General features: G+C 43.1%; 10 protein-coding genes and 1 pseudogene. 2 read left to right on the top strand and 9 right to left on the bottom strand.

From position 1 onward, the window contains the following. Positions 1 to 39 precede the first annotated feature (39 nt). The 3 genes from rnhA to aroQ form a co-directional block, all read right to left on the bottom strand. Positions 40 to 501: a ribonuclease HI gene (gene rnhA, locus ACXACJ_RS10920; RefSeq protein WP_475134401.1), complete on the bottom strand. Its 462-nt coding sequence runs from the start codon at positions 499 to 501 to the stop codon at positions 40 to 42. Further along, positions 498 to 1,070, bottom strand: coding sequence for a MarC family protein (locus ACXACJ_RS10915; RefSeq protein WP_475134400.1), 573 nt, complete (start codon positions 1,068 to 1,070; stop codon positions 498 to 500). Before ACXACJ_RS10915 ends, rnhA begins: the two co-directional genes overlap by 4 nt. Before the next feature lie 106 nt (positions 1,071 to 1,176). Continuing rightward, the gene (aroQ, locus tag ACXACJ_RS10910) at positions 1,177 to 1,596 is read right to left on the bottom strand and encodes a type II 3-dehydroquinate dehydratase (protein ID WP_475134399.1); all 420 of its coding nucleotides are present in this window, start codon (positions 1,594 to 1,596) and stop codon (positions 1,177 to 1,179) included. On the opposite strand from aroQ, the gene xerD reads away from it, so the two are divergent. Continuing rightward, on the top strand, positions 1,580 to 2,524 hold the full coding sequence (gene xerD, locus ACXACJ_RS10905; RefSeq protein ID WP_475134398.1) for a site-specific tyrosine recombinase XerD: 945 nt from the start codon (positions 1,580 to 1,582) through the stop codon (positions 2,522 to 2,524). The genes aroQ and xerD overlap by 17 nt on opposite strands. Positions 2,525 to 2,621: 97 nt before the next feature. Here xerD and leuS read toward each other — a convergent pair. Then, a pseudogene (leuS, locus tag ACXACJ_RS10900) lies at positions 2,622 to 5,404 on the bottom strand (leucine--tRNA ligase). 129 nt (positions 5,405 to 5,533) lie between these two features. Between leuS and ACXACJ_RS10895 the strand changes: the two are divergent. Then, complete coding sequence (locus ACXACJ_RS10895; protein ID WP_475134397.1) at positions 5,534 to 5,782, top strand: hypothetical protein; 249 nt, start codon at positions 5,534 to 5,536, stop codon at positions 5,780 to 5,782. Positions 5,783 to 5,812: 30 nt separating this feature from the next. Here the strand turns inward: ACXACJ_RS10895 and ACXACJ_RS10890 are convergent, their stop codons facing one another. Genes ACXACJ_RS10890 through ACXACJ_RS10870 form a run of 5 tightly spaced genes read right to left on the bottom strand, consistent with a single transcriptional unit; the run spans position 5,813 to position 15,583 of the window. Continuing rightward, on the bottom strand, positions 5,813 to 6,997 hold the full coding sequence (locus tag ACXACJ_RS10890; protein WP_475134396.1) for an aspartate aminotransferase family protein: 1,185 nt from the start codon (positions 6,995 to 6,997) through the stop codon (positions 5,813 to 5,815). Between the two features lie 50 nt (positions 6,998 to 7,047). Further along, entirely contained in the window at positions 7,048 to 8,469 is a 1,422-nt protein-coding gene (locus tag ACXACJ_RS10885; RefSeq protein ID WP_475134395.1) for an OmpA family protein, read from the bottom strand. Continuing rightward, complete coding sequence (locus tag ACXACJ_RS10880; RefSeq protein ID WP_475134394.1) at positions 8,466 to 9,455, bottom strand: PorP/SprF family type IX secretion system membrane protein; 990 nt, start codon at positions 9,453 to 9,455, stop codon at positions 8,466 to 8,468. Before ACXACJ_RS10880 ends, ACXACJ_RS10885 begins: the two co-directional genes overlap by 4 nt. Further along, positions 9,455 to 10,561 (bottom strand): gliding motility-associated C-terminal domain-containing protein, encoded by a 1,107-nt coding sequence (locus ACXACJ_RS10875; protein WP_475134393.1) that lies wholly within the window; start codon positions 10,559 to 10,561, stop codon positions 9,455 to 9,457. Before ACXACJ_RS10875 ends, ACXACJ_RS10880 begins: the two co-directional genes overlap by 1 nt. Continuing rightward, the gene (locus ACXACJ_RS10870) at positions 10,562 to 15,583 is read right to left on the bottom strand and encodes a tail fiber domain-containing protein (protein ID WP_475134392.1); all 5,022 of its coding nucleotides are present in this window, start codon (positions 15,581 to 15,583) and stop codon (positions 10,562 to 10,564) included. It abuts the gene before it with no gap. Positions 15,584 to 15,590 lie beyond the last annotated feature (7 nt).

The raw sequence follows: 15,590 nt of genomic DNA, 5'->3' as shown, positions 1-15,590 counted from the left end.
ACTAAAGATTAATCTCTGCTCACTTTTTTTGAGTGTATTCTAAATGTCGTTAATACCATTTTCAAACTCAAAGTCAATCTTCAAGTTTCCTCCTTCGGCAGCTTCTACGGCCAGTTGATCGCAGCGTTCATTTTCAGGAATACCTGCGTGGCCTTTTACCCACTGAAAAGCAACCCGATGTTTTCTATAAACTTCTGCAAAGCGAAGCCAAAGATCTTTATTCTTTTTGCCTTTGAATCCTTTCTTAATCCAACCCCAAAGCCAACCTTTTTCAACGGCATCAACCACGTATTTCGAATCGGAATAAACCGTTACAGGGGCATTGGGTTTGGTAATGGCTTCCAGCCCAACTATAACCGCCATCAGTTCCATACGGTTATTTGTGGTTGAACGAAAGCCTTCTGAAAGCTCTTTTCGGTGTTCTCTAAATTTAAGCACAACCCCGTAGCCACCCGGACCGGGATTGCCACGCGAAGAGCCATCAGTATAAATGGTAATCATAAATTGATAATGTTGTCTTTAAATAGTTTTATGGCGATTGAGAGTAGAATAATTCCGAATACTTTCTGTAGCACTCCTATGCCGCCAGCTCCGATTTTTTTCTCCAGCCAGTTGGTGGATTTCAACACCAAATAAACAAAGATCAAGTTCACCACAATGCCTACTAAAATGTTCCATTCTGAATATTCAGCTTTAATGGAAATAATGGTGGTTAGTGTTCCCGCTCCGGCAATCAAAGGGAAAGCAATCGGCACAATAGATGAATTGTTGCTTTGGCTGGGTTCGTTTTTAAAGAAGTTTCTGCCCAAAATCATTTCCATACCAATAATGAACATGATAATGGCACCCGCAATGGCAAACGATCCTACGTCAATGCCAAAAAGGCTCAATAGATTGTCTCCTACAAAAAGGAAAAGTATCATCAGAATACCAGCCACTAAAGTCGCTTTTTCCGACTGAACATGACCAACCTTTTGCCTCAGATCGATTACTATGGGCACAGAGCCCAAAATATCGATCACAGAGAATAGAATCAGGGTTACTGAAAGAATTTCTTTGAAATCGAACATTGCATTTTTTATGCAAAATTAGGTATTTGATTTTTTAGATAGCCGCAAAAGCCTCATTAATAAAATGAGAAGTTTAAGGGCCTAGAAAGTGCTTTTCTCTATGTTCTTATTTCTGTAGAAGATAATAAAGGGCCATATCGTAGCCTATTAGCCCAAACCCAGTGATCATTCCTGCGCATTCTTTGGTGATCAAACTTAAGTGTCTGAATTCTTCCCGTGCATGAATATTTGAAATGTGAACTTCTACTACGGGTGTGTTGATGGCCGCAATGGCATCGGAAATGGCAACCGAAGTATGAGTATATCCACCGCCATTAAACACCACACCATCATAACTAAAACCGACTTCATGTAGCTTGTTGATCAATTCGCCTTCAACGTTACTCTGATAATATTCTAAAGTCAGGTCTTTGAACTTTTCTTGAAGGTTTTCAAAGTAAGACTCGAAGTTTTGATTGCCGTAAATCGTCTTTTCACGGGTGCCGAGTAGGTTTAAATTAGGGCCATTTATGATGATGATCTTCATTTTGTCGTGCGGTTGTTTATCTTTAGCCGTGGCTTGGGAAATCTATATTCAGGAATACGAAAATTACTTAAAACTGGAACGGTCGCTTTCAGGTAACTCAGTGGAAGCTTACGTTCGAGATGTGGTGAAACTAAAACAGTTTCTCGATATATCCAATCGTGAAATCAGCCCTTCACAGGTAGCCATTACCGATTTGCAGGATTTTGTAGAGTACATAAATGAGTTGGGTATGAGTGCTCATTCTCAAGCTAGGATCATTTCTGGAATGAAGTCTTTCTACAAATTTTTATTGTACGAGGGAGAAATGGAGAACGATCCGACTGCTTTGCTTGAGGCGCCTAAGTTGGGCAGAAAGCTACCTGATACTTTGGATGTTTATGAAATCGACCAAATTCTAGCAGCAATTGATCATTCAAAACCTGAAGGCATGAGAAATCGGGCCATGCTCGAAACTTTGTATAGTTCAGGATTGAGGGTGTCAGAGCTCATCAATCTTAAAACTTCCAATATTCATTATGAAATTGGTTTTTTGAGAATACTGGGCAAAGGGAGCAAAGAGAGGCTCGTGCCCATTGGCCGAGAGGCTTTAAAATATATTGAACTGTATCGCGATGGTGTTAGGGTTCATTTGGACATTGAACCTGGCCATGAATCTTTTCTGTTTTTGAATAGAAGGGGCAAGCAGCTCACTCGCCAAATGGTGTTTATGACCATTAAAGATTTGGTCGCCAAAGCTGGTCTTCACAAAACCGTAAGCCCACACACTTTCAGGCATAGTTTTGCTACTCATTTAATAGAAGGAGGCGCAGATTTAAGAGCTGTGCAAGAAATGTTAGGACATGAATCTATTACCACCACAGAAATTTACACGCATTTAGATAGGGACTACCTAAAGCAAGTCATCCAAGATTTTCATCCAAGGAGTTAAGTAAAATACCTTTAAATAAGGAGGGTTTCTTTTTAAAGAAAAACGGCTAAATCAAATCTGATCTAGCCGTTTTTGTATGTTTCAGTTTAAGCTGAACTTAAATCACAATGTTTACGATCTTTTTAGGCACAATAATCACTTTTTTCGGAGTCTTGCCTTCAAGCCATTTTTGAACGGTTTCATTGGCCATTACTTGCTTTTCGATTTCCGCTTTGTCCATGTCAACAGGGAAACTGAGCTTGGTTCTCATTTTTCCGTTGATTGAAACTGGATATTCGTAATCATCTTCTTTCAAGTGTTTCTCGTCCCAAATTGGATAAGGCGCATTTACAATACTGCCTTCATTGCCCAATAGCGACCATAATTCTTCAGTGATGTGAGGAGCATACGGAGAAATAATCACGATCAAGTCACTAAGAATAGATCGGTTATTGCAGCCCATTGCGGTAAGCTCATTCACGCAAATCATAAAAGTACTCACCGAAGTATTGAACGAATAACGATCAATATCTTCTTCTGCCTTTTTGATGGTTTTGTGAAGTGATTTCAACGCTTCTTTGCTTGGTGCTTCATCTGTTACGGAGAAGTTACCTTCTTTATCGAAAAAAGTCTCCAAAGTTTTTTCAAGAATTTAGAAACGCCATCAATACCGTTGGTATTCCATGGTTTGAACTGCTCCAATGGCCCTAAGAACATTTCGTACAAGCGCAAAGTGTCTGCCCCGTATTTCTCAATAATGTCATCAGGGTTAACCACATTGTACTTGGATTTCGACATTTTCTCTACTTCCCAACCGCAGATGTATTTACCGTCTTCCAGAATGAATTCAGCATCGGCCAAGTCAGGTCGCCAGTTGCGGAAAGCCTCCAAATCAAGTTCATCGTTATAAACAATGTTCACATCAACGTGCATGTCGATGGTATCATAATCTTTCTTCAAGCCCTTAGAAACGAATTTGTTTTCACCTTTTACACGATAAACAAAATTCGACCTTCCCTGAATCATCCCTTGGTTGATCAGTTTTTTGAAAGGCTCTTCTTGGTTTACATAACCTAAATCGAACAAGATTTTATTCCAGAATCGAGAATACAGCAAGTGACCTGTGGCGTGTTCTGATCCACCAATGTATAAGTCCACATTCTCCCAATATTCCTGAACATCTTTGTCAATAAAAGCTTGCTCATTTTTGGCGTCCATATAGCGGTACCAATACCAGCTAGAACCCGCCCAGCCTGGCATGGTGCTCAATTCCAACGGATAAGCTTCTGATTCACCTTTTGGCGTATAGGTAAAGTTTTCTGCACGACCCAATGGAGGATCACCATCTTCTGTCGGCAAGTATTTATCGATTTCCGGTAGAATGATTGGCAAATCGGCCTCGTTTACCAAATATGGAATGTCATTTTTAAAGTAAACAGGCACAGGTTCACCCCAATAACGCTGACGGGCAAAAATCGCATCACGAATTCTGTAATTGATTTTGCCTTTGCCAATGCCTTTATCTTCAGCAAATTCAATCGCCTTAGCGATAGCTTCTTTACAAGAAAGGCCATCCAAAAAGCCAGAATTGATCATTATTCCGTCTTTAGTTGGATCTGCTTTTTCGCTGATATCGGCATCTTTGATTACCGGTACAATCGGTAAATCGAAGTGTTTCGCGAAGTCATAATCGCGTTGGTCACCACAAGGAACGGCCATAACAGCTCCAGTGCCATAACCAGCCAAAACATAATCGGCTACCCAAATCTGTACTTTTTCACCATTGTAAGGATTGATCGCATAGCTTCCCGTAAATACACCCGAAATGGTTTTTACATCGCTCATTCTATCACGCTCCGAACGGTTTTTAGCGATTTCAGCATAAGCCTCAACCGCTTCTTTTTGATCAGCCGTAGTAAGTTGGGCTACCAATTCGCTTTCAGGTGCTAGTGAAAGGAAAGTAACCCCGAAAATAGTATCGATTCGCGTGGTGAAAACCGTAATGCCTAAATCATGGCCTTCCACCGGAAATGTAAGTTCAGCACCCATGGATTTTCCAATCCAGTTGCGCTGCATTTCTTTCAATGGCTCTGGCCAGTCAATGTTTTCAAGTCCTTTAAGCAATCTTTCAGCATAAGCGGTTATGCGCATGCTCCATTGCTTCATTTTCTTTTTCACAACTGGATGGCCGCCTCTTTCTGAAAAACCATCTTTCACTTCATCGTTTGAAAGCACGGTTTTCAGTTCAGGGCACCAGTTTACAGACGTTTCTGAAAGGTAGGTTAAGCGGTATTTAAGCAAAACTTGCTGTTGCTGCTCTTCGCTGTAGCTGTTCCATTCTTCTGCTGAGAAAGTAGGAGTGTCTTCATCGCAAGCGGCATTGATTCCAGCATTGCCAGAAGTAGCGAATTTTTCTACCAAAGCAGAAATTGGTTCTGCTTTTTGGCTTTCGTTATTGTACCATGCATTGTAAATCTGCATGAAAATCCATTGCGTCCACTTGTAGTAGTCAGGGTCGCAGGTTTGCACTTCTTTATCCCAATCGAATGAGAAGCCAATGTTTTTCAATTGCTCTTTGTAGCGAGCAATATTGTCGCGCGTTGTAATGGCTGGATGTTGGCCCGTTTGAATAGCATATTGTTCAGCAGGCAATCCAAAGGCATCGAAACCCATGGGGTGCAAAACGTTGAAACCCTTGTTTCTTTTAAAACGAGAAACGATATCCGAAGCAATGTAACCCAGCGGATGGCCCACATGAAGGCCAGCCCCAGAAGGGTAGGGGAACATGTCCAGCGAATAGAATTTAGGTTTAGAAGTGTCAACCTCTGCTTTAAAAGTTTCGTTGTTTTTCCAAAACTCCTGCCATTTAGGCTCAATATCTCGATGATTGTATTCAGTCATTACCGCTTAACAGTTTTTCAAATCTAAAGTGTGCAAAAATAGTGTTTTTAAACCTTGAAGAAATCATTTTATAGATTATTCATGGGCTTTTGACCGAAGCCCCTATATTTAAGAATTCAATAAAAATCGATGTTCGGATTATTTAAGAAAAAGCCTAAGGAAAAGCAACCGCCCAAGTTGTTGGATTTGAATAGCAACCCGATTAATGAAGGTGATATTGTAACCTCATTGCGCTATGATTTAGGGCAATGTAAAGTGGTTTTAGAAGGTTTGGAATACTTCTACGAATCGCTGGAAAAGCAAGGAGAAAGGGTTAGCTATGTAAAAATGGTAGACGCCATTACCGAAAACCAGAAGGTTTTAGTGGTAAAAGAGTGACTTACCACGAATCTCTTATTCTGATAAAGTCTACCTTGTTTCTTCAATTGCCCTTTGGATGATGGCACAGCCTCTTTCAATGTCCTGATCGGAAACGGTTAGAGGTGGGGCAAGTCTAAAGCTTTCTGGGCAAGACAGGAACCAGTAGGTGATTAAGCCTTGATCTAAGCAACGGTTTACAATACGGTTTACTCTTTCCGCGCTTTCAAATTCTACCGCGAACATCAATCCCTTTCTTCGGATTTCCACCATATCAGGGTGTTGAATTAAAGCTTCAATCTTTCTCCCTTTCGCCTCAGCAGTATCCAAAAGGTTTTCGTTCATGATCACTTCTAAGTTGGCCAAAGCCGCTGCGCAGTTTACAGGATGTCCGCCAAAAGTAGTGATGTGGCCTAAGATTGGGTCGAAAGTAAGCAGGTTCATTTTTTCATAAGAAGAAACAAAACCTCCAATGGGCATTCCTCCCCCCATACCTTTTGCCATGGTAAGAATATCAGGAACAACTCCCATTTGCTCAAAGGCAAAAAGAGAACCTGTTCTACCAAAACCAGTTTGTATTTCATCAAAAATAAGCTGGGCACCAGTTTCGCTACATTTTTTTCTTAATGCCTGTATATATTCTAATGAAGGAATTCTTACACCCGCATCTCCTTGAATAGGTTCAATGATTACACAAGCCGTTTCATCATTGATCATTGCTAAGTCGGCTATTTCGTTGAACCGCATAAAATGAACATCGGGCAATAATGGGCGAAATGCATACTTCTTCATCTCGTTTCCCGAAACGCTCAATGCACCATGTGTTCCTCCGTGATAGGATTTTTTGCAGGCTACAATTCTGGTTCTTCCCGTAACCCTTTTGGCCAATTTCAGAGCGCCTTCATTGGCTTCTGCACCGCTATTTACAAAGTAGCAGCAGTTCAATGAATCGGGAAGGAGAGAAGTGAGCTTTTCAGCCAAGCCGTTTTGCGGAGCTTGAATAAACTCGCCATATGCCATAACATGCATGTATTGGTCAAGCTGATTTTTAATGGCTTGCACTACATGTGGATGCCTATGACCAATGTTAGAAACGGCAATACCCGAAATAAAATCCAGGTATTCTTTTCCAGAACGATCAAAAATTGATGTGCCTTCAGCTCTTTCAGCTTCAATTTTAAGTGGGAAAGGAGAGGTTTGCGCTAAGTGTTTAAGGAATACCTGTTCGGGGTTCATGCGCCAAAATTACTCACGATTGACGGAAAGAAAAATACCTTCCCTATGATCTAATTCGTGGTAATTAGTCTGAGTTCAACCCTTCTGTTCAACATGCGGCCATATTCCTTTTCGTTGTTTGAAATAGGTAGTGATTCGCCATAACCAACGGGCATGATTCTGTCTTTAGAAATACCTTTGGAAATCAAGTATTGGGCAACTTCAAGCGCTCTTCTATTAGAGAGTTTCATGTTGAATTCTTCACGGTCAATGTAATCCGTGTGTCCCGCAACTTCTATTTGTGTGGAAGGATTGGCCTTTAGTTCTTCAACGATTTTATCGAGCTTCTCTTTAAACTTTTGCGTTAAGCTAGATTTGTTGAATTCGAAGAAAACATAGCTATCAGCTTCATTGGGGATATTCAGTTTATGCAAATCGAAGTTTTCAGAAAGGCTTTCAGTATTCAATTTTTCTTCTCCCGAAATTGAATTTTCCTTTTGATTTTCCGTTGGAGCTCCAGTATCGTTGGAAACGATAGGCAAAGGCTGTGTAATTTCCTGAATAGGAATGGTAATGTCATCAGGCAAAAGCGTATCAGATGTGTCTTGCTTTTGCATGGTCATTTTCGAGAAGAAAAGGTCGTTTGTGCCTTGCCTGTTGCTCGAAAAAACAACCACACTGTCTCTCGACATGGAAAAATAAGCGTCAAATTTATCGGAATTGATCGGTGCAGGCAGCCTTTCTGGGACGGACCAATTGTCCCAAGTATCGTCCAATCTCTCAGCCATAAAAATATCTGTATTCATGCCTTCGCCACCTCGGCTAAAGAAAAGATACTTTTGGTCGTAAGTAAGAAAAGGAGAAATCTCGAAAGCATCTGTATTGATGTTTTCGCCTAAACTAATCGGCTGACTCCATTTGCCATCTGCAGTTTTGACCGTTACGTAGAGGTCTTCAAAACCCGAATCACCTTTTGAAATCAACATTACATCTTGATTAGGGTGCATGTACAGCCCGTAAAATCCCATACTCAAATCAATGTCTGGAATATCTAAACGTTCAGGCCTTGACCATCTTCTGCCACTAGGCATTGAAAAGGAAGCTCCTATTTTAGTTTGATTGTATTCCGTGTATAGACCGAAAAGGTAAACTCCCATGTCTCTATCAAAACCGATTACCGCTGAATTTTGACCAGGTGTGTTTAATGGAGAAGGCGCTTTTTGCGGTTCGCCCCATTCGTCATTGTTTTTATCGATGTACCAAATTTCATGAAGAACCCTTTCTTCATCTCCTTCGGTTAATGGCTTATTGGTTCGGATAAAATAGAGTCTGCTTCCGTAAGGATTTAGAAAAGGGGCTGCTTCTTCTAAATTGTTCGTATTGGCAACAGCAACGGGCTCCAGTTCGCTAAAGCTTATCTCTTTTTCTTGGGCCAAAATATTGACCGTCAAAATGAGCAGCACAAGGGACAATATGAGGTTATTTTTTGTCATCTCGCATGGAGGTTAGGGAACAAGCTCATTCTTAAACTTACTTCATGTGCACTCAATCCATCCCTGCCGCCTTTCGCCATTCCATGATCGTATGAATAATTGAAGCGAACGTTGTTATTTACAAACATACCAAATGACATGACAAATGCCTGCGATTTTCTTAACGAAAAACCAGCCCAAACCCTGCTCATGTATTCCAATCTCAAACTATAATCAATGCTCACTGGGCTTGAAGGTAAATACCTTACCATAATATTAGGCACTACGCTAATGTCGGAATTGGCGCTAAACCGATATCCTGCGATCATAAAATGGTGGGCTTTGAACTCAAAACCTACGGATTCATCGAGTTTGGTAAAACCGTTTTTTGAAAGCTGCTCAAGCGAATATCCCATAAAGAGTTTGTCGGAGTATAACCATAAACCAAAACCTACATCGAGCATCGTTTCCGATTGAAATTGTTGAACGAAGTCGTTGAAAGGTTGATCATTTTCATCTAATACCCATAACTCATCATTGAGCCTTAAGTTTACCATTCCAACTTTAGGAGCAGCAGAAATTGCCAAATTGCTGGTCAAAGGAATATGCAGGCTGTAGGTGAAATGAGCTGTGGTTTTATTGAAAATGCCAATATTATCGCTGGTAACTACGGTTCCCAAAATATGATTTGGAGAAAGATTTCGGCTGTATCTTCGGCTTCTCGCTCGTGTTTTGTCGCTTAAGCGCATGGCTCCTTGCATGAACTGAGCTTCATCAGGACGAGACAATGGGGCATAGGCTGTTACATAAAATGTTCTTGGATGGCCGGGAAGACTTCCCCATTGCTGTCGGTAACCAAAGCCAAGGTTTAGGTTGTTTTGAACGTCAGTTGCTGCTGGATTTATAAGATAAAAATTGTCCAAATATTGGCTAAACTGGGCTAGTTGTTGAGCCCTAGCAAACGTAGAAAAAACTACCAAAAGCAATATGATGGATAGCTTTCTCATTACCTCACTATAGAAACTTCGCCTCTAACATCACCAAGAGTTTGGTCTTCAAATTTCACCAAATAGAAATAGGTAGCCACTACAACAGGATCTCCATTGAAGGTTCCATCCCAAGGTTTGTTCAAGTAGTCTGTAGTGGCGTAAACAATTTCGCCCCAACGATTAATGATCGTGACAGAAGCCTCAGGGTGTTTGTATATTTCAGGAATGATGAAAACATCGTTTACCCCATCTCCATTCGGTGTAAAAGCCGTGGGAGCAGTGTTGGGTAAATTAGTGGTGGGCTCATCGTCTTTTTTCAAACCAATGGTATAGCGATTGGCCAAGTTTACGTCCGCTATTTTTGCCCATTTTAGCCCAGAAGTCCCATCTTCACTCAATGTTGTAGTTTGGGCTTCCCATCCGCTTTGAACTAAATTCCAAACCTGAATTTCGTCATTGGTAAGGCCGTTGGCTTCTGCATCAAAATATCCCAAATCCAAAGCAAGAGTAGATTGAGGCTCGAATTCCGGAACGAGCTTGTAATTTCTTTGTACACTTTCTCCTGTAGGTAATGTGATCACCTCATGGGTTCTGTGAATTTCACTAAAGCCTAAGTCGTCTAGACTTGTGAGTCTAAAGCCTAGGTTTCCAGGATCAACATTTTCTGGCGATTCAAGCAGTAGATATTTTATAATGGATCCTCCTAATTCAGAGAAAATTCGATTTGAACTAGTCTCTCCTTCAATTTTACTTTCTGGAGAAGGTAGTGTAAGCGTAAAGTTCTGCAAATCAAGATTTCCTGCTGAGAGTGTTAAATCTTGATTTACTCGAATTGATTGACCAAGTATGAAATTCGTACTCGCGCCATTCAGTGTAAGGTTTCCAAATTCGGTAATTTCCTGTCCGCCAATGAAAATCTGCGGCAACGTACCTCTAAAAACAAACTCGCTTTCACGGCCAATCAGTCGGCCATTGTTTTCTAAGTCGGTGTCTGTAAGCTGAATCACAACGCCACCAGAGGTGTTAATTACCGTGTTCTCATCAAAGCGCAAAGTGTTTTGAGCCCAAGCGACTTGCGCAAAGGCCAAAAAGACAATGGCTGATATGATCCGGGCTTTTACCATTTAGTTGCCTTTGTTCAATGCTTTCTCAATAGCTTCTACGCGCTTCAAAAGAGCTTCGTAATCTTCTTTGCCTTTCTTGATTTCAGCTTCCATTTGTTCAATGGTTTTTTGCTGTTCTTTAATGGCTTCAACCAAAACAGGGGTGAGGTTGGAATAAGATAAGCTGAAGTAGCCTTCACGATTTTGAGATACTAACTCGGGAAATATCTTTTGAACATCTTGAGCAATAAAACCGATATTATTGCCTGGCTTGAATTTCCTTTCCGGAAAAGCGCTGATGTTCCACTCATAGGTAACACCTTGCATTTGTAAAATTTTCCCTAAACTCCCTTGAAGTGGATTGATATTCGTTTTGAATCTTCGGTCCGAAGTTTCGGTAAGTGTTGTGACAGATGCATCACCGTTTACTTCCAATTCATAGGTAATACTATTCTGATCGGCCAAACCAATCCCTAACTTTCCATTTATGGCAATATGTTCGTTGGTGAAGTTTCCAAAGATAAGTGGGGTTGTCGTGTTCTTATTGGTGATGTATAAACGGTTGCTTTGAGGAGAAGAAAGACCGGCATTGTATCCAATAGCAATACTTCCAGATACATTGCCTGCGCCTAAGGCATTTGATCCTATAGCCACATTGTTATTCCCGGTGGTATTGCCACCTACAACTGCAGTATTTCCTAAAGCATTATAGCCCAAAGCCACATTGTTTTGGCCTGTTGTATTGACTGTCAAAGCCTGTTTGCCTACTGCTACGTTTCTAATTCCAGAACTCGTTAGCCCAGAATTTTCGCCTAAATAAACAGATTCGGAATTGTTTAAGAACTCCAAGGTGCGTTTGTTCAATCTCATGGATTCAACATTCTTTATTTTGAATCTAATAATGTCATCATTAACTCCTGTTTCATCCACGGTGATTAAGGTGTTGTTGTCGTCATCAATTATTTTGTTAGGAGAAGAGCCGTCTATCGCAGTTAAATCAACATCATAAGAAATACCTCCTTCAATAATCTCAAGTTTTTTTGTTGTTTGATTAAAGGTGAAGTCTGTAATTAATTCGTTGTCACTGCTATTGTCACTGTCTGGATCGCTGAGTAGAGTTGTTCCATCATTGTATTTAAAAAGTACTCTCCCCGTACCATCACTAAGGTTGACAACTTCATTAATGACTTGGCCATTGACCAATTGAATTCCAGAGCCCCAGCCAGTGGCGGTTTTTGGTCCATACATTAAATACGTATTTGTATTTAGATAGAAGTCCCCTTCAGTTCCTATGGAGTTAGTAGGTGCTGTTGTTCCATTAAGCAAGGCCTTTCCATCTTCTCCATCGGTACCGTTAGTTCCGTTTGTACCATTGGCTCCATTAGCCCCGGCAGGCCCAACGATTGAGGTCGCACTTCCCCAAGCCCCTGCAGTTTTCGGTCCGAATATGGTATTGTTTGTGGTGTTGATGTAGAAATCACCGTCCACTCCAACTCCAGCTAGAGGATCAGCATTTCCACTAAGGAGTGTTTTTCCATCTGTTCCATCGGTACCGTTAGTTCCGTTTGCACCATTGGCTCCATTGGCCCCGGCAGGCCCAACGATTGAAGTTGCACTTCCCCAAGCGCCTGCGGTTTTGGGTCCAAATATGGTGTTAGCCGTGGTGTTGATGTAGAAATCACCGTCCGCTCCGTCTCCAGCTAGTGGATCAGCATTACCGCTGAGGAGGGTTTTACCATCTGTTCCATTTGTTCCGTTAGTTCCATCTGCGCCTTTTAGTAGGGTAGGTGCTCCCCATCCGATAGCGTCTTTAGGCCCGTATAGGTTGTTGTTACTTGAATCGAAGAACATGTCGCCCACTTGTCCATCTGCAGCTTGAGGTGCCCTTGCTTCGCTGAGTATAGTGGCTCCGTCCACACCATCGGTACCATTTGTTCCATCCGTACCTTTTAGAAGTGTAGGCGCTCCCCATCCGATAGCGTCTTTAGGTCCGTATAGGTTGTTGTTGCTGGAGTTGAAGAACATGTCGCCTACTTTGCCGTCTGCAGCTTGTGGTGCCCTTGCTTCGCTGAGTATTGTAGCTCCGTTCACACCATCGGTACCGTTAGTGCCATTGGTTCCGTCCGCGCCTTTTAGAAGTGTAGGCGCTCCCCATCCGATAGCGTCTTTAGGCCCGTATAGGTTGTTGTTACTTGAATCGAAGAACATGTCGCCCACTTGTCCATCTGCAGCTTGAGGTGCCCTTGCTTCGCTGAGTATAGTGGCTCCGTCCACACCATCGGTACCATTTGTTCCATTAGTTCCATCCGTACCTTTTAGAAGTGTAGGCGCTCCCCATCCGATAGCGTCTTTAGGTCCGTATAGGTTGTTGTTGCTGGAGTTGAAGAACATGTCGCCTACTTTGCCGTCTGCAGCTTGTGGTGCCCTTGCTTCGCTGAGTATTGTAGCTCCGTTCACACCATCGGTACCGTTAGTGCCATTGGTTCCGTCCGCGCCTTTTAGAAGTGTAGGCGCTCCCCATCCGATAGCGTCTTTAGGTCCGTATAGGTTGTTGTTACTTGAGTTGAAGAACATATCGCCTACTTGGCCGTCTGCAGCTTGAGGTGCCCTTGCTTCGCTGAGGATTGTGGCTCCGTCCACGCCATCGGTACCATTTGTTCCGTTAGTGCCATTGGTTCCGTCTGCACCTTTTAATAGGGTAGGCGCTCCCCATCCCGTAGTAGCGTCTTTAGGTCCGTATAGGTTGTTGTTGCTGGAGTTGAAGAACATGTCGCCTACTTTGCCGTCTGCAGCTTGAGGTGCCCTTGCTTCGCTGAGTATAGTGGCTCCGTCCACACCATCGGTACCATTTGTTCCATTAGTTCCATCCGTACCTTTTAGAAGTGTAGGCGCTCCCCATCCGATAGCGTCTTTTGGCCCATATAGGTTGTTGTTGCTGGAGTCGAAGAACATGTCGCCTACTTTGCCGTCTGCAGCTTGTGGTGCCCTTGCTTCGCTGAGTATTGTAGCTCCGTTCACACCATCGGTACCGTTAGTGCCATTGGTTCCGTCCGCGCCTTTTAGAAGTGTAGGCGCTCCCCATCCGATAGCGTCTTTAGGTCCGTATAGGTTGTTGTTGCTGGAGTCGAAGAACATATCGCCTACTTGTCCATCTGCAGCTTGAGGTGGCCTTGCTTCGCTGAGGATCGTGGCTCCGTCCACGCCATCGGCACCATTTGTTCCGTCAGTACCATTAGTTCCATCCGCACCTTTCAATAGGGTAGGCACTCCCCATCCGATAGCGTCTTTTGGTCCGTAGAGGTTGTTGTTACTTGAATCGAAGAACATGTCGCCCACTTGGCCGTCTGCAGCTTGAGGTGCTCTTGCTTCGCTGAGTATAGTGGCTCCGTCCACGCCATCGGTACCATTTGTTCCGTTAATACCATTAGTTCCATCCGCACCTTTTAGTAGGGTAGGTGTTCCCCATCCAGTAGTAGCGTCTTTAGGTCCGTAGAGGTTGTTGCTGCTTGAATCGAAGAACATGTCGCCCACTTGGCCTTCTGCAGCTTGAGGTGCCCTTGCTTCGCTGAGGATTGTGGCTCCGTCCACGCCATCGGTACCGTTTGTCCCGTCAGTACCATTAGTTCCATCCGCACCTTTTAGGAGAGTAGGCGCTCCCCATCCGATAGCGTCTTTAGGTCCGTATAGGTTGTTGTTGCTGGAGTCGAAGAACATATCGCCTACTTGTCCATCTGCAGCTTGAGGTGGCCTTGCTTCGCTGAGTATAGTGGCTCCGTCCACGCCATCGGTACCGTTAGTTCCGTTAGTGCCATTGGTACCGTCCGCGCCTTTTAGGGGAGTAGGCGCTCCCCATCCCGTAGTAGCGTCTTTTGGTCCGTATAGGTTGTTGTTGCTGGAGTTGAAGAACATGTCGCCCACTTGTCCATCTGCAGCTTGAGGTGCCCTTGCTTCGCTGAGTATAGTGGCTCCGTCCACGCCATCGGTACCATTTGTTCCGTTAATGCCATTAGTTCCATCCGCGCCTTTTAATAGGGTAGGCGCTCCCCATCCGGTGGCGTCTTTAGGCCCGTATAGGTTGTTGTTGCTGGAATCGAAGAACATGTCTCCCACTTGGCCGTCTGCAGCTTGTGGTGCTCTTGGTTCGCTGAGGATTGTGGCTCCATTCACACCATCGGTGCCATTAGTTCCGTCTGCACCTTTCAATAGGGTAGGCGCTCCCCATCCGGTAGCATCTTTAGGTCCGTAGAGGTTGTTGTTGCTGGAATCGAAGAACAAGTCGCCCACTTGGCCATCGGAAGCTTGTGGTGCTCTTGCTTCACTGAGTATAGTAGCTCCATCCACGCCATCGGTACCGTTTGTTCCGTTAGTGCCTGAAGTTCCTGCTGGACCAATAAGTGATGTTGGAGAACCCCAGCTGCCTGCGGTTTTTGGTCCAAATAGAGTGTGGTTAGTCGTATTGATATAGAAGTCGCCTTCTTTGCCTAATGCTGCCAAGGGATTTGCAAGCCCGCTTAATACAGATCTTCCATCAATACCGTCATTGCCGGGATCTCCTTTTTCTCCTTTGAGATTGGAAGTGGTGAATTCTGTGTTGTCGCTGTATTTGAAAGTAAGGGTTCCATCGTTGTTGTCTACAACTTGGGTAAGGCTTACGGTATTTGAGTTTAAATAGCCAGATAGGTCGACTTCTCCTCCATTTTCAAGACTGAGAATGAAAGTTGAAGCGTCAAATGAGAGTTGTTGGTTATCTGCTGAAGTAGCTCCTTCAGAAGTTTTGATCCATGAAGTTCCATTAAAGTAGTAAAAGCCTTTCTCCCCATCAGTTTGATAGATTAAGAGCGCTTCGGCAGGGTTACTGATCGCATTTTTTTGAGCTTCAGTAAGTCTTGGAATCAGAATTCCTTTGTCGTTCGATCTTAATTCTAAAATTGATGATTTGTCTGGGTCAAAAGCGCCACTACCAATCCCTACAGATTGAGCATTGAGTTTAAAAGAAAAAACCGCAGCCCAAATCAAGAGTCCCCAGCGGAAAAACAATTTCATGGTTAAT

Source organism: Roseivirga sp. AWQ4_251, assembly GCF_056158225.1.
The sequence above is the reverse complement of the archived record's forward strand: the minus strand, read 5'-3'. Positions and strand labels throughout refer to the sequence as shown.